Raw genomic sequence first — 23885 nt, 5'->3', positions numbered from 1 at the left:
CCTGACACTTGCGTCAAGGTCAAGCGGCTCTCACAGATCGGTGCGGCGGGCCTCCCGAAGGTAGGCGTCCAGGGCCATCCGCTGATCGCTGAGAGCGGCGACGCGTGCCGCGAGCCGATCGCGATAGCTCTGTACCTCCTGCAGAAACTCCGCGCACACCGCCTCGGTCCCGGCATCGGTTCCGTCGGTGAGGCCAGGCAGGACGTCCCTGATCAACCGCACCGGCAGCCCGGACTCCAGCAGCGAACGGATGACGAGCACCCGGTCGATCGTGGACTGGCAGTAATCGCGGAACCCGTTGCTGAAGCGGCCAGGGACGATCAGCCCCTCGTCCTCGTAGTGCCGCAACGAGCGCGCACTCACACCACTGACCCGGGAGGCTTCGCCGATCTTCATGTCGGGAGGCAACGTCCGAGACCACCGAGATCTTCCAGCACCACGCACCACGACGACGTGAAGACCTTCTCAGGCGCCAACAACGTCATGTCCCGCAACAACTGGTTCTCTGTGCACGGGCAGGCGGCGGACTTCCGCGCTCCGCCGCCTCAGGACGCTCCCGCGCCAGAGCGATCCAGACGAATCCACCTAGTCACCCTGGGGAGGGCAGGGCGGCAGCGGCAGGAAGCCGGAGGTGCGGGCCATGTAGGCGCGGTAGCCGGGGCGTTCGGCCAGCTGCCGCTCCAGCAGCGCCTTGCCGCTGCCGAAGACCAGCAGGAAGCTCATCACGAGCGGGGCGGGCAGGGCCAGGGCGGCCAGCGGCCAGGTGGCGCAGCTCATCAGGTAGAGGCCCCACCAGACCAGGAAGTCGCCGAAGTAGTTGGGGTGCCGGGTGTAACGCCACAGCCCGCGGTCCATCACCCGGCCGCGGTTGGCCGGGTCGGCCTTGAAGCGGGCCAGCTGTCGGTCGCCGACCGCCTCGAAGGCCAGACCGACGGCCCACAGTCCCAACCCGGCCCACAGCGCGGCGTCCGGCGGGGCGGCCACGTACTGGCCGGCCTGGACGGGCAGGGAGACCAGCAGGATCAGGGCGCCCTGGAGGAGGTAGATCATGCGCAGCGCGTACCAGGCGCGGCTGCCGGGTGCCCGGTCCAGCATGCGCGCGTAGCGCGGGTCCTCGCCGGCCGCCCGGGCGCGGCGCGCCAGGTGCAGGCAGAGCCGCCCGCCCCACAGCACGGTGCAGGCGGCCAGCAGCGTGCGGCGGGTGGGGTCGCCCTCGCCGGCCGACAGGGCCCACCCGAGGGCGGCGACCAGAGCGAAGCCGGCTCCCCAGACGGCGTCCACCACCTTGTGGTGTCCGTGCCCGGAGGTGACGGCGGCGAAGGTGGCCAGCAGCAGCACGGCGAGCGCGCCGGCCGAGACGGCGAAGCCGAGGGCGAACGCCGCCCAGGCGGTGTCGTGGCTCATCGGACGGCGCTCCCCTCGGTCGCCGGCGGCACGGGCCGCTCGGCCGGGATCCGGTGGACGCCCATCCGCCGTTCGTCGAAGGCCGGTCCCGCGCCGGCCGGGTAGTGCCGCCACAGCCGGGTGGTCGGGCGGCCGGCCAGGGCCACGAAGCGGTTCCAGTCCTCCTCCGCGTCGCGGGTGCGCGGGGTCTCGGCAGCGGCGGCCTCCGGCCCCGCGTCCCCGGGGAGGCCGCGCGGGCTGGCGGGATGTCCCGGGGCGGGGTGCGGGGGCCCGCCGAGGGGTTGGTCCGGGAACGGGGCGAGTCGGCGGGCGGCGGTCATCGGGGGCCTCCGGTGCGCGGGTCGGTGAGCAGCAGTTGGCGTACGTCCAGGTAGCGGGAGCGGAAGCCGGCCTCGGAGTAGGCGAGGTAGAAGGTCCACATCCGCAGGAAGGTCTCGTCGAAGCCGAGGGCCAGCGCCTCCTCGCGGCGGGCGGTGAAGCGCTCCCGCCACAGGCGGAGGGTCTCGGCGTAGTGGGCGCCGAACCCGTCGTGGCGGGTGACGGCGAACCGGGTGTGGCGGGCGGTGAGGGTGGTCAACGCGCGGGTGGAGGGGAGCAGGCCGCCGGGGAAGACGTACTTCTGCACCCAGGTGTGGGTGGCGCGGGAGGCGAGCATCCGGTCGTGCGGCATCACGATGGCCTGGAGCGCGACCCGCCCGCCGGGGGCGGTCAGCCGGTCGAGGACGCGGAAGTAGGTCGGCCAGTGGCGGGCGCCGACGGCCTCGATCATCTCGACGCTGACCACGGCGTCGTAGCTGCCGGTCAGGTGGCGGTAGTCGGCCAGTTCGACGGTGACGCGGGCGGCGTGGCCGGCTTGGGCGATCCGGCGGCGGGCGAGGGTGAGCTGCTCGGTGGAGAGGGTGACGGTGCGCACGGTGGCTCCGCGGTCGGCGGCCCTGAGGGCCAGCTCGCCCCAGCCGGTGCCGATCTCCAGCAGGCGGGTGCCGGGGCCCACCTCGGCCAGGTCCAGCAGCCGGTCTATCTTGCGGTGCTGGGCGGCCCGCAGGTCGTCCGCCTCGGCGGGCAGGGTCGGGAAGAGGGCCGAGGAGTAGCTGAGGGTGGGGTCGAGGAAGAGGGCGAACAGCTCGTTGGAGAGGTCGTAGTGGTGGCCGATGTTCCGCCGGGCGTCGCTGGGGGAGTTGCGGGCGCGGGCGGGCTGGCGCACCGCCCACAGTCGGCGGAGCCGTTGCAGGGGTGGGGGCACCAGGGTGGCGGCGTGGCCGGCGAGTTCGGTGAGGACGGCGACCAGCTCCGGGGAGTCCCACTCCCCCGCCAGGTAGGACTCGCCGAACCCGATCAGTCCGTGCCGGCCGAGCCGGGCGTGGAAGGCGTCGGGGTCGGTGACCTCCAGCAGCGGGCCGCCCGTTCCCGGTAGCGGGCCGGCGGGGGTGCGCACCCGGAGGTTCAGTCGGCGGGCGGCGCGGGCGACCAGGGCGCGGGTGACGGCCGCGCGGGCCGCGGAGGCGGCCGGGACGCGGGCGACGTCGGGCCAGCGCTCGGCGTCGACGGCGGCCCGGTGGTGCGGGGTGGTGGTGCTCAAGGCGTTCCCTTCCGTGCCCTTTCGGGGGCGGGGCTGGTCGACGGGGCGGGGCGGGTCGACGGGGTGGGGCGGGCCGCCGTGGGGTGGCCGGGGCAGCACCGGCAGCCCGCGCAGCCAGAGGCGGACGCCGTGCCAGCGGATGTGGGCGGAGACCGCGAGCGTGGACCAGGGGTTTCGCAGCCAGGCGCGGAGCAGGCCGGCCGGGTCGGCGCGGTGCGCGGTGCCCCGCACGGTGGCGGTGAAGGCGGTGCCCTCGGCGCGGTCCAGGCGGACGGTCAGCGCGAGGTGCCGGCCGGGCGGGGGCAGCCGCAGCCGGTATGCGCCGTCCACGGGGAAGAACGGCGAGACGTGGAACTCCTTGGCGGTGTGGGCCACGCCGCGCGCGTCCGGGTGCAGCAGGTAGCGGTGACGTTGCCGGTAGGTGTTGTGCACCTCGGCCACCACGCAGGCCAGGGTGCCGTCGGCGCGGTGGCACCAGTAGACGGTCAGGGGATTGAAGACGTGGCCCAGGACGCGGGCGTGGGCGAGCATCAACACCCGCCCGTCGGGCGCCGGTTCACCGCGTTCGGTGAGGTAGTCGGTCAACTGCCGTCGGATGTCGGGCAGTCCGCCGGGCATTCCGTCGAGGTGGTCGCGGGCGTCGAACCGGGCCAACGGGCGCAGCGCGCGGGGCAGTCGGGGTGGGGCGTCCAGGTCGACCAGCCACAGGTAGGTGCGGTGGCGCAACGTGTGGCGGACCGGCCGCAGTCTGGTGTGGGTGATCAGGCACCGGTAGAGCACGGGGGGCGTGGTCACCAGCGCACCCCCAGCGAGCGGGCGGCGGCGACGCCCGAACGGCAGCCGTCCTCGTGGAAGCCCCAGCCGTGGTAGGCGCCGGCGAAGGCGGTCACCCCGTCGTTGAGTTCCGGGAGGTGGGCCTGGGCCGCCACCGACTCCGGTGTGAAGAGGGGGTGTTCGTAGGTCATGTGGGCCAGTACCGAGGTCGGTTCGACGCGTTGTCCCGGGTTGAGGGTGACGACGTACCGCTCGGTGGCGGTCAGCCGCTGGAGCCGGTTCATGTCGTAGCTGACCAGCACCCGGCCCGAGGGGGCCGCGCACTCCGGGATGAGGTAGTTCCAGCTGGCGCGGGCGGCGGGGCGGTCGGGCAGCAGCGAGGAGTCGGTGTGCAGGACGGTGACGTTGCGGGAGGAGCGGAAGGCGCCCAGCACGCGGCGTTCCCGTTCGGTGGCGTCGCCGAGCAGGGCGAGCGCCTGGTCGGCGTGGGTGGCCACGACCACGTGGTCGACGACGTGGGTCGTGCCGTCCTCGGTGATCACGCGGGCGCCGTCGGTGTGGCGCAGCACGGTGCGGACGGGGGTGCCGGTCCGCACGGCCGTCAGCCGCTTGGCCAGCGGCGTCACGTAGTTGGCCGAGCCGCCGTCGACGACGCGCCAGCGCGGCGATCCGCCGACGCTGAGCATGCCGTGGTGGTCGAGGAAGCGGAAGAGGTGGACGGCCGGGTAGCGCAGGGCCTGGCCGGGCGCGCAGGACCAGACCGCGGAGACCAGGGGCACGGCGAAGTGCTGGGTGAAGTAGTGGGAGAAGCGGCCCTGGCTGAGGAAGGCGCCGACGGTCAGGGGGGACGCGGCACCGGCGGCCAGCAGGCGGCGGGCGCGGCGGTGGAAGCGGGGCACCTCGGCCAGCAGCCGCAGGAAGCGGGGGTCGGCGACATTGCGGGGGCGTGCGAGTACTCCGCGCGCACCCCGGGCGCCGGCGTACTCGAGGCCGCAGCCCTCGCAGCGGATCGACATGCTCATCTCGGTCGGGCTGGTCGCCACGTCGAGTTCGTGGAAGAGGCGCCGCAGCAGCGGATAGGTGCGTTCGTTGTGCACGATGAACCCGGAGTCCACCCCGTGGGTCCCGCCCGCCGCGTCGGTCACCTGGTGGGTGTGGGCGTGGCCGCCGAGCCGGTCGTCCGCCTCGAAGAGCGTGGTGTGGTCTCGGGCGCTGAGCAGGTAGGCGGCTGTCAGGCCCGCGATGCCCGCGCCGATGACCGCCGTTCGCCGACCGTTGTCCGTCATGCCCGCTCGTGCTCCCTCCCGCCCCCGGGTTGGGGCGCTCCCCGGTGATTCGGTGCCGGCTGGTCGGCGGATGGGTCGGGTGGGCCGGCTGTTTTTTCTTCCCCCGCGTCCCATCCGGGCGGGCTCGGCGTACGAAGCAGGGGTGTGAGAGAGCGACGGAGAAGAACGGCACGAGGCGCACTCGCCGCGCTGGCCGGGGTGTTGGCGGTGGTCGCGGCCCTGGCCGCCGCCGAGTCGCTGGCCGCGCTGGCGGTGCGCCGCGAGGCCGGCCCGGTCACGGCGGTGGGCGGGGCGGCGATCGACCGGACCCCGACGGCCGTGAAGGACTGGGCGATCCGCACCTTCGGCGACCAGGACAAGCTGGTGTTGCGGCTCGGCATCCTGGCCGTGCTGGCGCTGCTCGCCGCGGTGGCCGGGGTGGCGGCCCTGCGGTGGCGGCGGCTGGTCGCCGTGGGCGCCCTGGCGATGGGCGGGGTGGGCGCGGTGGCGGCCGCCGGGCGGCCGGACGCCGGGAGTGGGGACTTCCTGCCGGCGCTGCTGGCCGGCGCGGTGACGGGCGCGGTCCTGCTGGTGCTCGTCGGCTGGTTGGACGCGGCGGGCGGGCGGGGCGTGTTCGCTCCGGACGGCGCGCGGCGGCGGTTCCTCGGCACGGCGGGCGCGCTGGTGGCCGGCTCGCTCACGGCGGGACTGCTGGCCCGCTGGCGGAACGCGGCCGGCGCCGCCGCGGTGGCGGCCGACCGGGCGGCGTTGCGGCTTCCCGCGCCGGCCTCGCCGGCTGGGCCGCTGCCGGACGGCGCCGCGCTGGACGTGCCGGGCCTGACCCCGTTCCGCACCCCGAGCCGGGACTTCTACCGGGTGGACACCGCCCTGACGGTCCCCAGGGTCGACGTCGCGTCCTGGCGGCTGCGCCTGCACGGCCTGGGCGTGGCACGGCCGTTGACGTTCACCTTCGACGACCTGCTGGCGCGCGACCTGGTGGCGCGGCGGATCACCCTGACCTGCGTCTCCAACGAGGTGGGCGGGCCCTATGTGGGCAACGCGACCTGGCTGGGCGTGCCGCTGGCCGGGCTGCTCGCCCAGGCCGGCGTGCGGTCCCCCCAACAGGGCGGTGAGGCCGACCAGTTGGTGGCCCGTTCGGTGGACGGGATGACGCTGGGCACGCCGCTGGCCGCCGTGCTGGACGGCCGGGACGCGCTGCTGGCCGTCGGGATGAACGGCGAGCCGCTGCCGTTCGACCACGGCTACCCGGTGCGGATGGTGGTGCCCGGGCTCTACGGCTACGTCTCGGCCTGCAAGTGGCTGACGGAGCTGGAGCTGACCACCTTCGGCGCGTTCGACCCCTACTGGGTCAGGCGCGGCTGGGCCGCCGAGGCACCGATCAAGACCCAGTCCCGGATCGACACCCCGCGCGCCGTGGACCGACCGCGCGCCGGGCGGCCGGTCGCGGTGGCCGGCGTCGCCTGGGCGCAGTCCACCGGGATCGACCGGGTGGAGGTGCGGATCGACGAAGGGGCCTGGGAGGAGGCCGAGTTGGCCGGGGAGGACTCGGTCGACACCTGGCGCCAGTGGTACTGGAGCTGGACGCCGACGGCCGGCACCCACCGCGTCGAGGTCCGCGCCACCGACCGGAACGGCGAGACGCAGACCGCTGACCGGGTGGGCACCGTGCCGGACGGCGCCACGGGACGGCACTCGGTGGTGGTGCGGGTGGACTGACCCGCCGCCCCGGGAGCGCCGGGGCAGACCGGAAACCCAGCACGCACCCGCGGATTCTCCGCACCCACCGTTTCAGCACAAGGGAGTTCACCCGATATGCGCATCACCCGAGTCAGCCGCGTCCGTCGTATCGCGATCGCCGTGGTGGCCGCGGCCACCCTGCCCCTGGGGCTGGCGGCCTGCTCTTCCGACGACGACTCCGCCGACCAGAACGAGAGCGGCGCGGAGAACGCGCCCGAGGAGGAGACCGACGGCGCCGAGGACGGCGCGAACGCCGGAACGGAGGAGGGCGACGGGATGGCGGACGGCGGCGCCAGCAGGGCCGGCGAGCCGTTCGGCCCCGCCTGCTCCGCCGTTCCCGCCGACGGCGCCGGCAGCTTCGACGGGATGGCGCAGGACCCGGTGGCCACCGCGGCCGGCAACAACCCCGAACTGGCCACGCTGGTCGCCGCGGTGGAGGCCGCGGGGCTGGGCGACACCCTCAACTCCACGGCGGACCTGACGGTGTTCGCGCCGGTCAACGACGCGTTCGCCGGTATCCCGCAGGACGACCTGGACGCGCTGCTGGCCGACCAGGGGGCGCTGACCGACGTGCTCACCTACCACGTGGTCGGCCAACGGCTGGCTCCCGAGGACCTGGCGGCCGGCACCTTCGAGACGCTCCAGGGTACGACCGTCACCGTCGCCGGCGAGGGCGAGTCCTGGACGGTCAACGACGCCTCGGTGGTCTGCGGCAACGTGCAGACCGCCAACGCGACGGTCTACCTGATCGACGGCGTGCTGATGCCCTGATCTGTCCCCCACGGCTGACCGAACCGGGCCCGCCCCCGACCTGGGGGCGGGCCCACCCGCCTGGAGGCCACGATCCGTTGGCGGGCGCCGTGGCCGGCGGCGATCGCCAACGCGAGGGCGTGGCCCGGGCGAGTACCCGCCCCGGTGCCCCCCACCGACGAACGGAGCGGGGGTGGACGGAGCCCACGCGACGGGCCGTTTCCCGCGTCAGCCGCATCCGGCCGGCCGCCGGCGTCGTCCGCTTGGGGCTTCGGCGCCGGTCCGGGCGGGGTGGCGCCAGTAGCGCACGCCGGTGCACTCCCGGCAGCGAGAGCGGACCGTGCACGTGCTGGGGCTTCGGGCGCTCCCCCCTTCGGGGGAGATCGCCGGAGTCCGTCTTGTCGCCGGGTCGTGGCTGCGGTCGGCTTGTCCCAACGGTGTTCGTCGCCCGAGCGGCGACAGCGCCCAAGGCGATCTCTCCGGCGAGGAGGAGCTTCAGTGACCAACGGATCTCCCAGGTCGGTCCGGCTGCTGCTGGTGGCGGCGATGGCGGCGGCCCTGTTTCCCGGGTTCAGCACGGCCCAGGGCGCCTCGGCGTCTGGCCCTGCACAGGCGGACACGCGTCAGGTCGCGGGCGCGGAGATCATCACCTCCGCGGGCGCGTGCCTGACGGTACAGGACGGCTCCGACGACGCGTTCATCCTGGCGGAGCCCTGTACCGGCCAGGATCCCCAGCGGTTCCGGCTGCGTCCGGTCGAGGTGGGGTGGTACGAGATCGTCACCTTCGTCGACAAGTGCGCCATCGTCTACCACAACCTCCTCGGCGGGACGCTCCGGCAGGAACGGTGCGGTGTCTACGCCGACTTCGAGCGCTTCTCCGTTGTTCCGGTCGGGGACGGCTGGTACGAGATCGTGGCCGCCGACAACGAGTGCCTCACCACCGTGCCGGCGGACGACCTCACCTTCATCGAGACGCGCCCGTGCACAGGCGACCAGACCCAGCGGTTCAGGTTCCGTTCGGTGAGCGCGTGACGCCGCCAGGCGTTGGGGACCACTCGCACCAGCATCGGCTCACTGTCCTGACGTGGAGGTACCTGTGGCGGTTCGGCAGGCGGTGACGGGGTGTCTCGTGGTGTTGGTGCTCGGCGCGCAGGTGTGCTTCTCAGCCCCCGCGGCGGCGAAGAAGCTCAACAACTTCTGCGATGAGGCGGAAGGCCACGACGGCGGGCGGCCGAGCGTCATCGTCGCGTGCCGAGAAGGAACCGGAGATCGCTACCGCGCCCTCCTGATGTGCCAGAGCCTCCAGACCGGGGCCACCTACTGGCGTGCCGGCAACTGGACCTGGTCTACGGTCGGCTCGAGTTCCACCGCCCATTGCGACACCGCCGATGACAGATATGTCGGTGCGGATGCCGAGATCGACTGGGGCCAATAGGCGGGGCGTCCCGGCACGTTGGATGGGGCCGGGCCTGGTCGCTGTTCACCCGTGTCGGGTGAGGTGGGACTGGCTCCTCGGCATCGTGGTGGGGCGGGGCGTCCCGGCCGGCGGTCGCCGACCGGGAGGTTCCGCCGTCTCAGACGCGGATGACGATCTTGCCGCGGGTGTGTCCGCGCTCGGCGTGGGCGTGGGCCTCGGCGGTCCGCTCCAGGGGGTAGCTCGCTTCGACGCGGGGGGTGTAGCGGCCTCGCCGGCCCAGTTCGGCCGCCGCGGCCAGCAGGGCGGGGTCGTTCTCCGCGTTGACCACGTGCGTGCCCAGGCGCTGCCCGGCCGCGTGGTCGGCGACCGTCGCGACGCGCGTCGGGTCGCCCGTGATGGCGACGACGTCGTCCAGGGAACCGGAGGCCGCGGTGTCGAGCGCGATGTCGACGCCGTGCGGAGCGAGAGCGGCGAGGCGCCGCGCGAGGCCGGGGCCGTAGGTGGTGGGAACGGCGCCGAGTGAGGTGAGGAAGTCGTGGTTGCGTTCGCTGGCCGTGCCGACCACGGCGGCGCCCTGGGCGACCGCGATCTCGACGGCCGCGCTGCCCACCCCGCCGGCGGCGCCCTCGACGAGGAGGGTGCGCCCCGCGAGCGGGCCGAGCGCGTGCAGGCCGCGCATCGCGGTCACCGACGCGAGGCCAGCGCCCGCCGCCTGCTCGTCGTTCCACGCGTCGGGGGCTTGGGCCCAGGCCGACAAGATGGCCAGCTCCGCGGTCGCGCCGGTGACCCCGCCCAGCCCGAAGACGCGCTCGCCGACTCGCACCCCCGCCACTCCGTCACCGAGCTCGTCGACCACGCCGGCGGCGTCCCGCCCGGGAATGGCGGGCAGCTCGACGGGGATCAGCCGGCGCAGAGCGCCGGCGCGCAGCTTCCAGTCGATGGGATTGACGCTGGCCGCCGTGACGCGGACCCGGATCTCCCCGGGGCCGGGGTGGGGGTCGGGGGCCTGTTCGATCACCAGGCTTTCCGGTGCGCCGTACGCGTGGAAGCGGGCTGCCCGCATGATGTCCTGCCTTAGCTCAGTGGGTCGGCTTGCCGGTCTTCGTTCGACGCCCGTCGCGGTGCTCGGGTGCGGGGGTGGCGGCCGCGGCCCCGAGGCCGGACGATGCCGCCCATCGTCGGAATACCTCCCGACGCGTCGATGCTTCGCAAGGTAGCCGGAAGGTCGGTCACCAACTGGTTACCAAGGCCGGAGACCGGATTTCCTCGAAGGAGAACTGATGACGCGACGGCCACCGCTGCCACCCGACCTGTTCGACGAGCTGTGCCCGTCGCCGCTGCTGCCCTTCCGCTTCGGTGACAAGTGGGCGCCCCTGGTTCTCCACTGCCTGGCCGACGGCCCGCGCAGGTACTCCGAGCTGCGCGTGCCCCTGGGCCGTGTCTCCTCGAAGGCCCTCACCCAGTCGCTCCGCGGCCTGGAACGGGACGGGTTCGTCTCACGCACGGTGTACGCCGACCCGAAGCTGCGGGTGGAGTACGCGTTGACGCCGTTGGGCCGCAGCGCGCTGGAGCCGCTGGACGCGGCCTGTCAGTGGGCGACCGAGCACTGGGACGAGCTGCTCGACGCCCGCGAGGGCGGTGACGGCGGCCTCGCCGCCGGCTGAACTCCGCCGGACATCGACGCTGCTGAGTGACCGTCAGGTCGACCTGCGGCGGAGCGTTCGCGCCGCCGGCCCTCAACGCGATCGACCCGCCCTGGGCCCCGGACGGGTCAGGCCTGTTCCGCAGGCCACGGCCCGGGCCCGCTACCCCTCCGAGTCGCCCACCCACGCGGACAGTTCGGCGGCGACATCGGGCGCGGCACGGCCGCTCGTGGTGAACTCCCGGCTGATGACGCGGCGGAGTTCACGCGCGTCCGCGAGCGCGTCCTCGACCCGGCCGCCGTCCCAGCCGCGAGCGGCGAGGCGCGCCCGCCGGTCCGCGTCGTCGCAGTCGAGCCGCGCCCAGGCCACCGGCGGCAGACCCGCGACGCCCGCTGCCGCACGTGCCCATTCCTCCGGAGTCAGGGGGCACAGGACCAGTACGGGGCGGTCGGCACGCAGCATCATGGCGATGATCCGCACCCACAGCCTGTTGTACGCGGGCCACCGATGACTCGCCGCGGCGGACGCGATCTTCTCACCCAGCACACTGCCGTCGGGTTCCAGCAACTCGTCGAAGTCAACGGCAGCGAACGGGTACTTCACCAGGTGCGGGAGCAGCGTGGACTTACCCGAGCCCGGCGCTCCCGTCACGAGATGGAGGTTCGGCATCCTGAGCCTTCCTGGTCGCCGGGGGTGCCGAGAGTGTCGGCACGTGAGCCGCTCATCGTACGCAGCACCTGTGCTACCGCCACCCGGAATGTGGGTGGGCCGACCAGGGCCGGCCCCGGCTGGTTCCCAAGCCACCTGTTGGGTCCGGCGTTCTGAGCTCAGCACTCGGGCGAAGGTGGCTGTCGTAGTGCCCTGGCAGACTGCCCGCCATGGATACCGAGGCGTTCTGGCGTGTGCTCGACGCCGCCAAGGAGAGCGACAAGCCGCTCGACCACGCTGTCGTCGACTATCGCGCCGGCGCTCTACTCCGGGTCGGTGTCCTCGTTGACGTCGCCGAGGTGCAGGGGCCGCCGTTCCGGGTCCGCGTTCGCCAGCACGTCGGGCAGGAGACGCGCCATCCGCTTCGGCCGGACGGTCTCGGTGGTGGTGGCCAGTTCCGCGGTTGACCACCAGTGGTACCCGTAACGGGCCTCTTCCGTCCGGATGTTCATCCCACGCGCCTCGGCAGCGGTGACGCGCGCGAGGCGGTACTCCTCGTACTGGTCGAAGCCCTGTCCGTCGACGCTGAACAGCGCCTGCCGGGTCCAGACGACGGGGCCCAGGCGGGCGACGGGAAGAGTCAGCCCCGTCTCCTCCCGGACCTCCCGCACGGCGGCCGCGAGCTCGCTCTCGGCCGGCTCGACGCCACCGCCCACGGTGAACCACCATCGTGCGCCCGGCTGGCGCGGATCACGGCCACACAGCAGGAGCAGGCGATCATCCTCGTCCACCAGGAGGACCCGGGAGGTCCGTCGTTCCTTCAGCGTCATGGCGGTTGATGCTATCCGGGACGTCTTCGCGCACCCGTGGGGAGGCCGCGGCAGGGGAGAACCCACTGCGGCCGTTCCGAAGCCCCCGCCGGGGAGTGGCTCTCGCCGGGTCGGCTTCCGCGTGGGGTGGGGTGACCGGGAATCGACCGGTGAAGGCCCGGCGGAGGGGCTGGTCCCGGCCGGCGTGCGGGAGTTGACTGGGTGCGGTCCGGGGGTTCCGGCGTCCCGTTCGCCCCGTCCGTCACCTGGGCCCCGGCGTGCCCCCGAAGCGGGGCGGTGGCGCCGATGATGGCCCGGGCGGGGGTGGATCGGGAGGAGGGGGCAGGATGCGGATCGCGGACACCCTGGCGCGCACGGACCGGATGCTGCGGACGTTCATCACCGGCGAGCCGGACCACGAGCGCAAGGACCGCCAGCTGTTGGACCTGACCATCCAGGAACTGGCGGCCGCCGCGCGGCAGTTGTCGCCGGGCGATCCGTTGGCGGCGACGGTCAGGGCCCGGCTGGGCAGCCTCTACGGCATCCGCTACATCCTGAAGTGGCGTTTCGACATCGACGACGGGCAGGCCCGCGACCGGGGGCGGGCGCTGCGCATGCTGCGCGCGGCGCGCCGGACGGACGGTGCCTCCCGGCTCGGTGACGAGGACCGGGTGCGGACGGCGTGGCTGCTCGCCATGTTGCTGATGCGGCTACCCAAGGCGCCCGTGGACGGCGCGGAGCTCCGGCCGGACGACCTGCTGGGGCAGGCGCGGGGGCTCGGCCTCGGCGTGGGCGACCCCCGGATCCGGGCGGTGTTCGGCGAGTTGGCGACGCTGCTGCCCGACATGTCGGCGCCCGACCTCTCCGACCAGCTGGCCGCGACCCTGCGCGAGCTGACCTGGGGGGTGTCGACGATGCGGTCGGTCTACGCCGCCGAGACCACCAGGGACCTGGCGGACGCCGCCGAGCGGGCCACCAGCACCGCGCCCGCGGAGCCGGGCAGCGAGCGGCTGGTGACGGCGTTGGACAGCATGCGGGTCCTGCTGGCGGGAATGCCCGAGGAGCCGGTCAGCTGGGCGCCGGCCGCGGAGCCGGTCGACGAGGCGGCCCAGGACCGGGACGCCGCCCTGGGGACGCTGCTGGTCGAGTCCCTCTCCCCCGGCTTCGCCGGCGCCGAGCGGCTGCGCGAGGCGGTGGAGTTACTGTCGGCCGCACGCGCCGATGGCGGGGACCCGGGGTTCGAGCTGCTGGTCGGCGCCCTGGGCGCCGCCCGGCTGGCCCTTCGGACCGGGGACGGCGCGGAGTTGACCCTGGCGGTGGAGAGTCTGCGCGCGGCCGCCGAGCACCGGCCGGAGGTGGCCGCCGCGCTGTCCGGGGTGCTGCCGCTGCTCTCCTTTCTCCACAGCGGCAGCCTCCAGGACCAGGAGGAGGCGCTGCGGCGGCTGAGCGAGGCGGCGCCGACCCCGTTGACCGGGCCGGAGCGGTTCGGGGAGGACGGTGAACTGGCGGTCGAGGGCGAGCAGTACGGCATGCTGCGGGCCGGGATGCTGATCCTGCGGTTGAAGGGCGTCACGGGCGACGGCGACGACGCCGAGGACGCCGCGCTCTTCGCGGAGACCATCGCCGAGCTGCGCGTCATCGCCGAGACCATCGGTCCGGACAGCCCGCTGTACGGGATGGCGCTGGGGCAGCTGGCCGCCGGCTACCTGGAGCGGGCCTGGCGGTTCGGTGACCGCCGGGACGTCGGGCTGGCGCTGGACACGTTGCAGCTGGCCCTGAGCCGGGAGAACCTGCCGCGGGGGGTCAGGAAGCAGCTGGCCCGCCGGTTGCCCGCCGTTCTGGCGCTGGGCTCGACGCTGGAGCGGAACGTGGACCGGCTCCTCGGGCTCGCGGAGACCGTCCGCGGCTATCTGGCGGAGGAGTCCACGGTGCTGCCGGACGACCGGGGGGCCGTCCGGCTGGGGCTCGCCGAGGTCTTCCACGGCTCCTACCGCTGGGGTCGGCTCCGTGCGCACCTGGACGCGGCCATCGCCGAGATCGAGCTGGCCGGCGAGGAGCTGGCCGAGGGCGGGGACCGGGAGCTGACCGCCAACCTCGCCTGGCGGCAGGCCGGCTTCCACGCGGAACGGGTCCGGTTGGACGCCCAGGTGGCGATCAGCGCCGGGCTGGCCTCGCTGCACCAGGTGGCCGAGGACGTGCTGACCCAGGTCGGCGCCGAGCACGGCCTCCAGGCGGCCCGGAGCGGCGCCAGCCGGGGCCTGTCGATCGCCTCCTGGGCGGTGGACGCCGGCCGGATCGGGGAGGCGGTCGCGGCGTTGGAGGCGGGGCGGGCGCTGGTGCTGCGGGCCGCGGCCGCCTCGGTCGGGGTGGCGGAGCGGCTGGCGGCGCTCGGGCACCGGGAGCTGGCCGAGGAGTGGCGGCGGGCCGAGCCGGCGCTGCGCCGGGAGCGGCCCACCGGGCCGGCGGCGCTGCTGGCCGACCTCGGCCCCGAGCGGGCGATGCCGGGGACGCTGCGCCGCCGCGCGCTGGCGGCGCTGGGCGAGGAGGTGGCGCGGCTGCTGGCCACCCCCGGGGTGCCGGAGCTGTCCGCCGCGGTGGCGGCCGCCGAGGTGGACGCCCTGGTGTATCTGCTGCCCGGCGCCGCCGTGGTGTTGGGGCGCACGCCCGGCGGCGCGCGGGTCCTGCGGCTGCCCGGCCTCGACGGGGTCACGGAGGGGCCGGTGCGGGAGTACCTGGCGGCCGCCGCCCGCCGGTCGGCCCGGCCCGGGGAGCCGGCCGAAGAGGCCGCGTGGGAGGCCGCGTTGGAGGAGCTGTGCGGCTGGGCCGGGCGGGCGGTGGTGGGGCCGCTGCTGGACTGGATCGAGGGCGAACGCGAGCCCGGGCGGGCGGCCGCGGCCGGCCCGCCCCGGGTGGTGCTGGTCTCCTGCGGCGACCTCGGGGTGGTGCCCTGGCACGCGGCCCGGCTGCCGGCCGGCGGCTACGCCGTGCGGCGGGCCGTCTTCAGCTACGCCGCGTCCGGCGCCCAGTTCCGCGCCGCGGCCGAGCGGGAACGCGTCCCGCCGGCCGAGCGTCCGGTGCTGGTCGCCGACCCCACGCTGAGCCTGCTGTGGGCGGTGGACGAGGTGGCGACGCTGCGCCGCGCCTACTACGCCGGGGCGGCGCTCTACGGGGACGTCGTCGACGAGCCGTTCCCGGTGGCCGGCGCCGGTACCCCGGAGGAGCTGCTGGCGGTGCTGCCCGGCGGCCCGCCGGGGCGGCTGGCGTCGCTGCTGCACATCGCCTCGCACGGCTCGGCCGGGGCCCGGCCCACGGTCTCCGCGCTGGACCTGACCGGTCCGCTGACGGTGGCGCGGTTGCTGGACCGGCCGGGCGGCGGCCCGGGAGCGGGGGAACGCGGGCCGCTGGTGGTGCTCAGCGCCTGCGAGACCGACCTGAGCACCCGCGACCACGACGAGGCGCTCACCCTCACCACGGCGTTCGTGGCGCGCGGGGCGAGCGACGTGGTCGGCACCCGCTGGACGGCCCAAGACAGCGCGTCGGCCCTGTTGATGACGGTCTTCCACCACCAGCTGACGGCCGGTGGGCTGGCCCCGCCGGACGCGTTGCGCGCCGCCCAGCTGTGGATGCTCGACCCGGCCCGTGTCCCGCCCCCTGGCATGTCCGGCCACCTGCGGGCGGAGGCGGGCCGCCCCGACCTGGGGCGGGTCAGGTGCTGGGCGCCGTTCATCCACCAGGGCAACCCGCGACCCTAGGGGTCGAGGGTTACCCCGCACCGCTCGGTGGGGTCGGAAGCCGGCCGCGTTCTGGTGGGCTACGGATCGGCCGGGCCGAGGTCCCGCACCGCTCGGTGGGCCTCCCGGGCCCGGTTGGTCTCGCCCAACAGCCGAACGAGGACGTACAGGGCGTCGCGGTCGCCGGCGTGCGCGCGGCCGCGCAGCGCCGACTCCATCCCCTGCTCGCGCAGCGCCCTGTTGAGCCTTCGACGGGCGTGGACGTCCGTGCGGGCGCGTTCCGTGCGTTCCGCGAACCGTCCCGCGCGGGCCAGCAGTTCCAGGTGCCACAGGTGGTTGTCGTGCAGCTGGTGATCGGCGGAGTAGCAGTCGGCGTGGGCGCTCACGAGCGCGATGGCCGTGCCCCAGTCCCGGAGCCGTTCCGCTTCCCGGGCCCGTTCCCACCACTCCACAGGACGAGTATCGCGCACCGCCGTCTCGTGGCGGGTCCGCGCGGCCCGCGCACCGGTCGCCGCCCTGGCGGGCGTCGCGCGGTCGGCCCGTCGCGGACGTTGCCGGGGCGGCACGAGCGAGCCCTGGGTCGGGCGGGGAGGCGGGCGGCTTCTTCCGGCCGCCGCCCGGCTCACCGCCGGTCCGTTCGCCGTGGGGGTCGGGGTGGCGGGGCGGCCCGCCCGGGGCGCGCCTCGTTCTCCCGGAGCCTGATCCACGCGGTGAGGAGCGCGCCGGCGGCCAGGCAGCCGGCGGCCGTGAGCAGCAGGGCGGTGTCGGCGGCGGCCGCCGGCCCCGGCCCGTGGTGCTGGCCGATGTCAGCCCCGAGCAGGCCGACGACGAGGCCGGCGGCCACGGTGATGACGGTCTTGGTGACGCCCGAGGCCACTCCGGCCCGCTCCGGCCGGATCACCGCCTGGGTGGCGATGAGCGTGAGCGCGTTGGCCACGCCGAGGACCGCGCCGCCGGCCGTGGCCACGGCCGTGTACAGGGTGAGGGAGGACGCCTGGGCCAGGCACGCCAGGATGAGTCCGCCGCCGCCCAGGCAGCCCGCCATCAGCCGGGCCGCGCCGCGTGGCGGCACCCGCCCCGCGAGCGGGCCGGCGAGTGCCATGGCGATCGCGGGGGCGAGGAAGGCGGCGCCCGCGGCGGCGACCGGGAGATCCCACTGGCCCTGGAGGGTCACGGGCACGACGAACAGGAAGGTGACGGTGGCGGCGTTGGCCGCCGCCCCGGCCAGGGTGAGCGCCAGGTACGGCCCGTTGCCGAAGAGCCCGAGCTCCACCAGGGGATGGGCCGCGGCCCGCTGGCGCCGCACGAACAGGGTGAGCAGCGCCGCCACGAGGGTCACCGCCGCCAGCGTGACGGGCCAGCCCCAGCCCGCGCCCCGGTCGATGAGGACGCACAACGTGGCGAGCGCGGCCGTGAGACCGACCAGGCCACTCCAGTCGACGACGCGGGACGCGCCCCGGTCGTAGTTCTCGGCGGTACGCGAGGCGCAGACCGCCCCCAGGACGGCGAGCGGGACGTTCAGCCAGAACAGGGCGCGCCAGGACACCGACTCGGTGAGCGCGCCGCCGACGAACGGGCCGGCGGCGGTGGCGATCCCGCCGATGCCGAGCGCCCAGCCCGTGGCGCGGCCCCGTAGTCCGGCGGGATAGACGTTGGTCAGCAGGGACAACCCGACCGGCATGATCATCGCGGCGCCCGCCCCCTGGGCCACCCGGCCAGCCACCAGGACGGGCAGGGTGGGGGCGAGTCCGCAGACCAGCGACGAGATACCGAAGACGACGAACCCGGCCACCAGGAGGCGTCGCCGGCCGAACAGGTCGCCCAGCCGCCCGGCTCCCAGCATCAACGTGCCGGTGGCCAGCAGGTACGCGCTGACCACCCACTGGAGGCCCTCGCCGCCGGTGCGCAGGTCACGGCCGATCCGCGGCAGGGCGAGGTTCAGGCCGAACGCGTCGAGCTGGATGCAGAACATTCCCATGGACACGGCCAGGAGTGCCCATCGTCGGGTGGTGGGGGGCGGTGTCGCCGGGCCGTCGGCACGGTCCCGCACGGTCGCGTCCTTGCGCTCACGGTCGCCGATGTCTCCTCCTGGTCGGCCCTGCGGAGTTGTTCCCGCCGCCGCGCGACGCGGCCGTGCGGCCGCATGGCACGCTCGCGGAACAGGGAGCGCGCACCGCGAAGCGGGCTCCTGGTCACGGAGCACCGTTTTGAGGAAAGCGAGAAAGCAGAAGTGGGAGCCGGCCGAGAGCGGCCACCCCACGGGGATTTCCGAGCTGTGCAACGCCGGGTCCTACCGCGGATGTCGCACACGGGCGGGCACCAGGACCGGCGTTCGGAACGGCATCACGATAACCGCCGCCCGAGGGCTTGCCAAGCCTCTCTCCGCGGTCCGGGAAAACGAAGAAGTCGACGCATGTGTGTCATTCCCACTTGAATCCCGATATACGGCGCCCCCGCCAGTCGAGCAGGTATTCGGCCATCACGGACAACACAGCGGGCTGTGATCATCCGGTAGCGGTGGGGCGCCTTTCACTCCCGACGGCGCAGCGTCACGCCCCGACCGCACAGCGGCACCGGGGCCACGAATCCGCAGCTGGGGGGCGTGCGCCGGCTCACCGCCGGGCGGGGCGGCGGCGCGCCCGACGCCACGGCCCGCACTCCGCGCGACCGTGTGGTCATGGTCCGTGTCGGTGGGCCGGTCGCCGCCTTCCGTGACGACCAAGTGCCTGGTCATTCGCTGTGAAGCGGCCGAAAAACCGGGTCCCCCGGCGCGGACGGCCGGAACACCACCCCGTGGTCTTGCCGGCCGATTCGACCACCTGTTAGTTATTCCGTTGCGACAGGCGCATGTCATTCCTGCACTTCTCCTCACACGGATCAGGCGGATGTGATGTCGTTAGATGCGCAGGGTTCCGCTGTGCCGGCACCCCGGTTAGCAGCCACCCGCAGGACGCGTTACAAGGCGGAGATAGCCTCGGTTTCTCCGGATTCGAGCAGGAACACCTTCGAGCAGCACGAAACATGTTTTCTGGGCGTCAGCCTGGAGAACAGCAACTTCACCACCGCCAAACTCACGAGCATGGTCAGGTGGATCTCCCGAAGATTCGATCGGTGCGTCGTGCTCGTTGGCGACAGCATTCACCGGCTCACCCTGGAGTCGACTCAGGGACTTCCTCCCGACCGCGCCAGGGAGCGGGCGCTGGAGCTCGGTCGGAGCTTTGTTGCGGCCGAGGGCACGGTGTTCGAAGAGTACCGCGGGAGCACGGACTTCACCTTTCTGAACTGCGGTGAGGTGCAGGCCGGCGAGCGGTACGCCGAGTTCCACAGCAAGTTGCGGACGTTCTTCGACGAGGACGTGGCGTTCCGTTCCTCGGTCGAGTCGTTCGGCCACGCCTATCACCGGAAGCGGGCCGACGGCCTCAGTGGGGCCGAGTGGGAGAAACGCATCCGGATGTCCAACGACTACTTCCTCGAGGAGTTCGCCATCTTCGCGTGCCTCAAAGAGCAGGGGCTGTCGGTGATGGTGTACCCCGGATCGTTCAGCACCCTGTCGGAGATCGCCAGGGGCGAGCACCCGGGAGCCCCGAAAGAACTGCGTGACCTCGTCGTGGTCTCCCTCCATCTGAAAGGCCGGTGAGCATGACAGCCGAAGCGCGTGATCTGGTCCCCGAGATACGCCGGGGAAAGATCTACCAGGACGTCTACGAAAAGCGGTCGCCCGACCGTCCCGCACTCGGCGAAGCCCGTCTCGAAAGGGCCCGGGCCGTGGGCGAGTTGCTGGACTTCGGTGGCTCGAAGGCGCGCGACCGGGCGTTCCGGGACGGGGTCTTCCTCCTGGAGATCCCGGACGAGTTGGACGTGTCGGCGGGCGACGCGTTCGCCCGCCAGTTCTACCAGGGGCCGGACGCGCCGCCCTACGGCCGGTTCCGTGACCTCGCCAGCGACCACTTCGGGGACCCGCTGCTCGGCTTCCACCAACGGATCAACCAGATCGAGCAGTTCCTCCTCGAACGCCGCTTCTGGGCCGCCACCTACCCGCCGGAGATCACCGCCCTGGGCGAGTCGCTCACCCGGCTCTCGCGGCAGGTCCTGCGATCCGTCCTCGCGGCGGTGGGCATCCCCGAGTCGGACTGGCGGCAGGCGACCGGTGGCTGCTCGGAGTGCGCGGGCTCCTACCACCTGACGTTCAACCACTACCGGCCCGCGCACGAGGACATCGGGCTCAACTCCCACAAGGACGACGGGTACCTCACCATCCTGCGCACGACCGCCCCGGGACTCGAGGTCAGCCGCGAGGAGCACTGGGAGACCGTCCCGACCGACCCGGACTGCTTCATCGTCAACTTCGGCCTGTCCATGGAGATCCTGACGGCGAGCAGCCGCCTGCCCGTGGCCGCCATCATGCACCGGGTCGCCCGACAGCGGGAGGACCGGTCCAGCTTCGGGCACTTCAGCTCCAGCGGCTGCCTGCCAGGCGAGGACGAGGGCGTCTACCGCTACGTGCACGGCAGCGGCCTGGAGCGGGTCTGCGGCTCGCGCGAACTCATCGACGAGAACGACTACGAGATCTACGCCGGCACGGACGCGCCCGACGCCGCCGGCGCCACGAGCCGCGCCGACGGGCGCCCCACCGGGAAGGGCGCACACCGATGACCGTGGACACCATGCCCCTCCAGCGGGCCACCGTGACGGAGACCGGCCTCCGCTTCGACGCCGCCGACGGCCTGTCCCGGGCCCTGCGGGACGGCTGTTTCCTGCTCGCCACGCCCGCCGGGTTCGATCCCGCCCCCGGCGTCACCCTGTGCCGCGAGTTCCATCGGGCGCCCGGCGAGGGGCCGGCGGCGACCCGGGCGTACCGGGGGTTCAAGGACGTGCCGGGCGTCTACTTCGACCGGGAGCACTTCCAGACCGAGCACGTGCTCATCGACGGCCCCGGGCGGGCCCGGCACTTCCCGCCGGAGCTGCGCGCCATGGTGGACCGGATGAGTGCGTTGACGCTCCTCGTGCTGCGGGCGGCGATGACGGAGCTGGGTATCGCGCCCGCGCTCTGGGCCGAGATCACCGGTGGCGCCGTCGAGGGCCGGGGCACCCACTGGTTCGCGGCCAACCACTACCGGTCGGAGCGTGCGCAGCTGGGCTGCGCCCCGCACAAGGACACCGGGTTCGTGACCGTGCTCTACAACGAGGAGCCAGGACTGGAGGCGTCCGTGGACGGCGCCTGGGTGCCCGTCGATCCCGAGCCCGGCTACTTCGTGGTGAACTTCGGCGGGGCCTTCGAACTGCTCACCTCGGCCCTCGACCGCCCGGTGCGGGCCATTCTGCACCAGGTGCGGCAGTGCGCTCCCGCGCCGGGCGCCGAGGACCGCTTCTCCTTCGCGGCCTTCGCCAACCCGCCCGCCACGGGTGACCTCTACCAGGTACGGCAGGACGGCTCGGCGGCGCCGGTGCGCAGCTCGGAGGAGTTCCTGCGCGAGTTCAACGAGCAGACCTGGTCCGACCGGCACGCCGACTTCGGTATCGCCACGGCGGAGGGCGCGAGCGGAGGCGGCACGCCATGAGCGTCTCGGCGGACCGCCCCGGCACCCGGAGCCCTGGCAGGAGCGTCACCCTGCCGCGGGCCCCCGGCGCGCCCTTCCCCGGAGTCGTCGCCCACCACGAGGGTCCCAGCCGGCGGCACGGCCACGCGCCGGCCTTCCACGAGGCGACCGTGGTGCGCGGGGAACCGGCCTCGCACTACTTCCGCGCCTCCGGCATCAGCGCGCACGCCGAGGAGAACGGCGGCCTGTGCACCTTCTGGATGGGCCCGAAGCTCGGCCTCTACCAGATCACCAACGAGCCGCTCGTCGGCGACGACGTGCTCGCGCCCTCCACGGACGCCAACCGCGCGCTGTTCGGCGATTTCATGGGCTCCCTCCCCCACGACCACCCGGACCGCCCGGGCAAGCGAGCGGTGGTGGAGCGTTCCCTGGGCAGCGCCAGGTTCGTCGAACGACTGGAGCCCGCCATCCGGCGGCACACGGCCGACCATCTGGTCCGCGCGGCCGGCCGGACCCTCCCGCTCGACGACTTCACGCTCGCCCTGACGGCCCACGTCGACAGCCTGGTCCCCGGCGTCCTCGACCTCACCCAGCGACCGCTGCCCGCCTACCTGGAGTCCGCCGAGTACGGCCGCGTGGTGCGCGGGTTCTTCGACCTCGCCTCCGACGTGATCAGCAACGACAACCCGGGGGCGATGCGCGAGTTCGACGTCATCGTGCCCTTCGTGCGCGACCTGCTGACGGAGAACTTCGACGCCCTGGCCGACGCGCCCGAGTCCAACCTGGTCCGGCGTCACTTCGCCCTGTGGGGGCTGCCCTTCAGCCGGCGGTCGGTCGCCGATCTCGACGGCGCGCGGGTCAAGGAGCTGGGCACGGTCATCGTGGCCACCTACGACACGACGGCGCTCAGCCTGCTGTGGGCGATCGGCTACCTGGAGGCCAATCCCCCGGTCAAGGACGCCGTCGTGGCGGAGGCCAGGCGCGGCGGGGGGACGGCGGCCGGGCCGGGATGCCCACACGCGGAACCGCCCCCGCACAGCGGCGCCACCCCCTCCGTGATCGACCTGGCGGTGCTGGAGGCCGTGCGCCTGGGCGGCAGCAATCCCAGCGCCCTGTGGCGCCGCACCACCGAACCGTTCACCCTGCGCCACCGGGGCGTGCGGGTGACCGTTCCGCCGGGCACCATGATGTGGCTGGACCGGCGGCAGGCCAACCGGGACCCCGCGGTCTTCCCCGAGCCGCTCCGGTTCGCCCCGGCCAACGTCCGGGCCATCGTCCGCTCCGACCGGGAGACGCTCTCCTCGCTGCTCTCCCGGGGCCGCTACGAGATCAACTCGTTCAGCATGGTCAACGCGGACCGCAACCCCCGCAAGTGCCCCGGCCGGCTCTTCTCGGTGCGGATGCAGTCCGTGATCCTCGCGGAGCTGTACGGCCGCTACGCCGTCACCACCCGGGGCACCGACCTCCGGCTGAAGCACCACGCGTCCATGCCGCGCCCGGCCCGACCGGGAACCATCACGATCCGCCCCGAGCCCGGCCCGCCACGCGACGCCGCACCCCCGAGGGAGCCGCACCGATGACCACCACCAACCCCCGAGCCGGTTTCCACCCCACCACCGCCCGCGCCCCGGTCAGCCTGCCGCCCATGCCCGGCGAGCGGCAGGCGCGGGCCGCGTACCCGCCGGTGGACCTCGAACGCTCCTGGCTGGACGGGGAGGAGCTGCGCTTCGCCCGCGAGGGCGGCTTCGACCGGGCCCTGGCCATGGGGTTCTTCCTGCTGCGCATACCCGACGGCCTCCACACCGCCCCCGGGGACCGGTTCGCCACGCACTTCCACGAGGAGCCGGCCGGTGACGACCTGGACCCCTACCGGGGCTACCGCCACGCCGACGTCCCCGGAACCTACCAGGGCTACTTCGACCGCGAGCACGACCAGTGGGAGAACTTCTACATCGAGCGGGCGAACTGGGCGCTGCTGCCGCCCGAGGTCAGCCGGCTCGGCCACGGGATGACCGCGCTCGGCGTCGCCGTGCTGCGCGCCGTGCTGCGGCACGTGGCGGTGCCAGAGGAGCTGTGGAGCCGGGTCTCCGGCGGCCTGACCGACAACGGTGGCCACCAGATGCTGGCCTTCAACCACTTCCGTTCGCGGAAGGACACCCGGGGCTGCAAGTTCCACCGTGACTCCGGCTGGGTGACGGTGCTCCGGTCCTTCGAGCCCGGCCTGCTGGCACTCATCGACGGGGAGCTGGGCGCCGTCGACCCCGAGCCGGGCTACTTCATCGTGAACTTCGGCAGCTCGCTTGAGGTGCTCACCTCGGCCCTGCCGCACCCCGTGCGGGCGAACGTGCACGGGGTGGTCTCCACCGAGCGCTCGGCCGGCCGGGCCGACCGCATCTCCTACGTCACGTTCCTGGACTCCGCCCTCGACGGCACGGTCTACCAGCTCGACCACGGCACGGCCCGCCCCGTGCAGTCGGTCGCGGACTTCGCCGCCCAGGAGGTGAGCCGGACCTATGACAACGACGGCGCCCTGTAGGCGGGGCACGGACACGCCGGCGGCAACCGACCAC

General features: G+C 73.9%; 21 protein-coding genes and 1 pseudogene. 11 read left to right on the top strand and 11 right to left on the bottom strand.

Annotated features, from left to right (window positions below; translation table 11 throughout):
• Positions 1-30 precede the first annotated feature (30 nt).
• From RM844_RS14430 to RM844_RS14405, 6 genes and pseudogenes are all read right to left on the bottom strand, one after another.
• On the bottom strand, positions 31-396 hold the full coding sequence (locus RM844_RS14430; RefSeq protein ID WP_311667548.1) for a MerR family transcriptional regulator: 366 nt from the start codon (positions 394-396) through the stop codon (positions 31-33).
• Between the two features lie 189 nt (positions 397-585).
• Positions 586-1404: a DUF1295 domain-containing protein gene (locus RM844_RS14425; protein ID WP_311667547.1), complete on the bottom strand. Its 819-nt coding sequence runs from the start codon at positions 1402-1404 to the stop codon at positions 586-588.
• Entirely contained in the window at positions 1401-1724 is a 324-nt protein-coding gene (locus RM844_RS14420; RefSeq protein WP_311667546.1) for a hypothetical protein, read from the bottom strand. Before RM844_RS14420 ends, RM844_RS14425 begins: the two co-directional genes overlap by 4 nt.
• Complete coding sequence (locus RM844_RS14415) at positions 1721-2983, bottom strand: class I SAM-dependent methyltransferase (RefSeq protein WP_311667630.1); 1263 nt, start codon at positions 2981-2983, stop codon at positions 1721-1723. The genes RM844_RS14420 and RM844_RS14415 overlap by 4 nt, the downstream gene beginning before the upstream one ends.
• 78 nt (positions 2984-3061) lie before the next feature.
• Positions 3062-3778 (bottom strand): annotated as a pseudogene (locus RM844_RS14410) (DUF1365 domain-containing protein); the annotation flags it as partial.
• Positions 3775-5043, bottom strand: a complete 1269-nt coding sequence (locus tag RM844_RS14405) for an NAD(P)/FAD-dependent oxidoreductase (protein ID WP_311667545.1) — start codon at positions 5041-5043, stop codon at positions 3775-3777. The pseudogene RM844_RS14410 and the gene RM844_RS14405, both read right to left, overlap by 4 nt.
• Before the next feature lie 144 nt (positions 5044-5187).
• Here RM844_RS14405 and RM844_RS14400 point away from each other — a divergent pair, with 144 nt between their 5' ends.
• From RM844_RS14400 to RM844_RS14385, 4 genes are all read left to right on the top strand, one after another.
• Complete coding sequence (locus tag RM844_RS14400; protein WP_311667544.1) at positions 5188-6759, top strand: molybdopterin-dependent oxidoreductase; 1572 nt, start codon at positions 5188-5190, stop codon at positions 6757-6759.
• A gap of 96 nt (positions 6760-6855) precedes the next feature.
• Entirely contained in the window at positions 6856-7551 is a 696-nt protein-coding gene (locus RM844_RS14395; protein WP_311667543.1) for a fasciclin domain-containing protein, read from the top strand.
• A gap of 477 nt (positions 7552-8028) precedes the next feature.
• A complete protein-coding gene (locus tag RM844_RS14390) occupies positions 8029-8562 on the top strand; it encodes an RICIN domain-containing protein (RefSeq protein ID WP_311667542.1) in 534 nt (177 codons plus the stop codon).
• 64 nt (positions 8563-8626) lie between these two features.
• Positions 8627-8965: a hypothetical protein gene (locus RM844_RS14385; protein WP_311667541.1), complete on the top strand. Its 339-nt coding sequence runs from the start codon at positions 8627-8629 to the stop codon at positions 8963-8965.
• A gap of 139 nt (positions 8966-9104) precedes the next feature.
• On the opposite strand, the gene RM844_RS14380 is transcribed toward RM844_RS14385, so the two are convergent.
• Positions 9105-10010 carry an NADP-dependent oxidoreductase gene (locus RM844_RS14380; RefSeq protein ID WP_311667540.1) on the bottom strand — a complete coding sequence of 302 codons (906 nt, stop codon included), beginning with the start codon at positions 10008-10010 and terminating at the stop codon, positions 9105-9107.
• Positions 10011-10227: 217 nt separating this feature from the next.
• Here RM844_RS14380 and RM844_RS14375 point away from each other — a divergent pair, with 217 nt between their 5' ends.
• The gene (locus tag RM844_RS14375) at positions 10228-10611 is read left to right on the top strand and encodes a winged helix-turn-helix transcriptional regulator (RefSeq protein WP_311667539.1); all 384 of its coding nucleotides are present in this window, start codon (positions 10228-10230) and stop codon (positions 10609-10611) included.
• Between the two features lie 141 nt (positions 10612-10752).
• On the opposite strand, the gene RM844_RS14370 is transcribed toward RM844_RS14375, so the two are convergent.
• A complete protein-coding gene (locus RM844_RS14370; RefSeq protein ID WP_311667538.1) occupies positions 10753-11241 on the bottom strand; it encodes an AAA family ATPase in 489 nt (162 codons plus the stop codon).
• Between the two features lie 320 nt (positions 11242-11561).
• Entirely contained in the window at positions 11562-12068 is a 507-nt protein-coding gene (locus tag RM844_RS14365) for an NUDIX hydrolase (protein WP_311667537.1), read from the bottom strand.
• A gap of 326 nt (positions 12069-12394) precedes the next feature.
• Here RM844_RS14365 and RM844_RS14360 point away from each other — a divergent pair, with 326 nt between their 5' ends.
• Positions 12395-15799, top strand: coding sequence for a CHAT domain-containing protein (locus RM844_RS14360; protein WP_311667536.1), 3405 nt, complete (start codon positions 12395-12397; stop codon positions 15797-15799).
• Between the two features lie 59 nt (positions 15800-15858).
• Here the strand turns inward: RM844_RS14360 and RM844_RS14355 are convergent, their stop codons facing one another.
• Positions 15859-16230: a hypothetical protein gene (locus RM844_RS14355; protein WP_311667535.1), complete on the bottom strand. Its 372-nt coding sequence runs from the start codon at positions 16228-16230 to the stop codon at positions 15859-15861.
• Positions 16231-16400: 170 nt separating this feature from the next.
• Positions 16401-17756: an MFS transporter gene (locus tag RM844_RS14350; protein WP_311667629.1), complete on the bottom strand. Its 1356-nt coding sequence runs from the start codon at positions 17754-17756 to the stop codon at positions 16401-16403.
• Between the two features lie 912 nt (positions 17757-18668).
• On the opposite strand from RM844_RS14350, the gene RM844_RS14345 reads away from it, so the two are divergent.
• The 5 genes from RM844_RS14345 to RM844_RS14325 are packed head-to-tail and all read left to right on the top strand — an operon-like array spanning position 18669 to position 23851.
• Positions 18669-19415, top strand: coding sequence for a tRNA-dependent cyclodipeptide synthase (locus RM844_RS14345; protein WP_311667534.1), 747 nt, complete (start codon positions 18669-18671; stop codon positions 19413-19415).
• 2 nt (positions 19416-19417) lie between these two features.
• Positions 19418-20431 (top strand): 2OG-Fe(II) oxygenase family protein, encoded by a 1014-nt coding sequence (locus tag RM844_RS14340; protein WP_311667533.1) that lies wholly within the window; start codon positions 19418-19420, stop codon positions 20429-20431.
• Positions 20428-21336 carry a 2OG-Fe(II) oxygenase family protein gene (locus tag RM844_RS14335; protein ID WP_311667532.1) on the top strand — a complete coding sequence of 303 codons (909 nt, stop codon included), beginning with the start codon at positions 20428-20430 and terminating at the stop codon, positions 21334-21336. Before RM844_RS14340 ends, RM844_RS14335 begins: the two co-directional genes overlap by 4 nt.
• Positions 21333-22895, top strand: coding sequence for a cytochrome P450 (locus RM844_RS14330; protein ID WP_311667531.1), 1563 nt, complete (start codon positions 21333-21335; stop codon positions 22893-22895). The genes RM844_RS14335 and RM844_RS14330 overlap by 4 nt, the downstream gene beginning before the upstream one ends.
• Positions 22892-23851, top strand: coding sequence for a 2OG-Fe(II) oxygenase family protein (locus RM844_RS14325; protein ID WP_311667530.1), 960 nt, complete (start codon positions 22892-22894; stop codon positions 23849-23851). The genes RM844_RS14330 and RM844_RS14325 overlap by 4 nt, the downstream gene beginning before the upstream one ends.
• The last annotated feature ends 34 nt before the right edge of the window (positions 23852-23885 follow it).

The sequence above is a fragment of the Streptomyces chisholmiae genome, from assembly GCF_031845445.1.
Classification (GTDB): domain Bacteria; phylum Actinomycetota; class Actinomycetes; order Streptomycetales; family Streptomycetaceae; genus Streptomyces; species Streptomyces chisholmiae.
Note: the sequence above shows the minus strand (reverse complement) of the source record. Positions and strands in the feature narration are given on the sequence as shown.

Excerpts from the sequence above, each read along its gene's own strand:
- RM844_RS14430 (WP_311667548.1), bottom strand. The coding sequence starts at position 396 with ATGAAGATCGGCGAAGCCTCCCGGGTCAGTGGTGTGAGTGCGCGCTCG.
- RM844_RS14425 (WP_311667547.1), bottom strand. The coding sequence starts at position 1,404 with ATGAGCCACGACACCGCCTGGGCGGCGTTCGCCCTCGGCTTCGCCGTC.
- RM844_RS14420 (WP_311667546.1), bottom strand. The coding sequence starts at position 1,724 with ATGACCGCCGCCCGCCGACTCGCCCCGTTCCCGGACCAACCCCTCGGC.
- RM844_RS14405 (WP_311667545.1), bottom strand. The coding sequence starts at position 5,043 with ATGACGGACAACGGTCGGCGAACGGCGGTCATCGGCGCGGGCATCGCG.
- RM844_RS14395 (WP_311667543.1), top strand. The coding sequence starts at position 6,856 with ATGCGCATCACCCGAGTCAGCCGCGTCCGTCGTATCGCGATCGCCGTG.
- RM844_RS14380 (WP_311667540.1), bottom strand. The coding sequence starts at position 10,010 with ATGCGGGCAGCCCGCTTCCACGCGTACGGCGCACCGGAAAGCCTGGTG.
- RM844_RS14375 (WP_311667539.1), top strand. The coding sequence starts at position 10,228 with ATGACGCGACGGCCACCGCTGCCACCCGACCTGTTCGACGAGCTGTGC.
- RM844_RS14365 (WP_311667537.1), bottom strand. The coding sequence starts at position 12,068 with ATGACGCTGAAGGAACGACGGACCTCCCGGGTCCTCCTGGTGGACGAG.
- RM844_RS14360 (WP_311667536.1), top strand. The coding sequence starts at position 12,395 with ATGCGGATCGCGGACACCCTGGCGCGCACGGACCGGATGCTGCGGACG.
- RM844_RS14350 (WP_311667629.1), bottom strand. The coding sequence starts at position 17,756 with ATGGGAATGTTCTGCATCCAGCTCGACGCGTTCGGCCTGAACCTCGCC.
- RM844_RS14345 (WP_311667534.1), top strand. The coding sequence starts at position 18,669 with ATGTCGTTAGATGCGCAGGGTTCCGCTGTGCCGGCACCCCGGTTAGCA.
- RM844_RS14340 (WP_311667533.1), top strand. The coding sequence starts at position 19,418 with ATGACAGCCGAAGCGCGTGATCTGGTCCCCGAGATACGCCGGGGAAAG.
- RM844_RS14335 (WP_311667532.1), top strand. The coding sequence starts at position 20,428 with ATGACCGTGGACACCATGCCCCTCCAGCGGGCCACCGTGACGGAGACC.
- RM844_RS14330 (WP_311667531.1), top strand. The coding sequence starts at position 21,333 with ATGAGCGTCTCGGCGGACCGCCCCGGCACCCGGAGCCCTGGCAGGAGC.
- RM844_RS14325 (WP_311667530.1), top strand. The coding sequence starts at position 22,892 with ATGACCACCACCAACCCCCGAGCCGGTTTCCACCCCACCACCGCCCGC.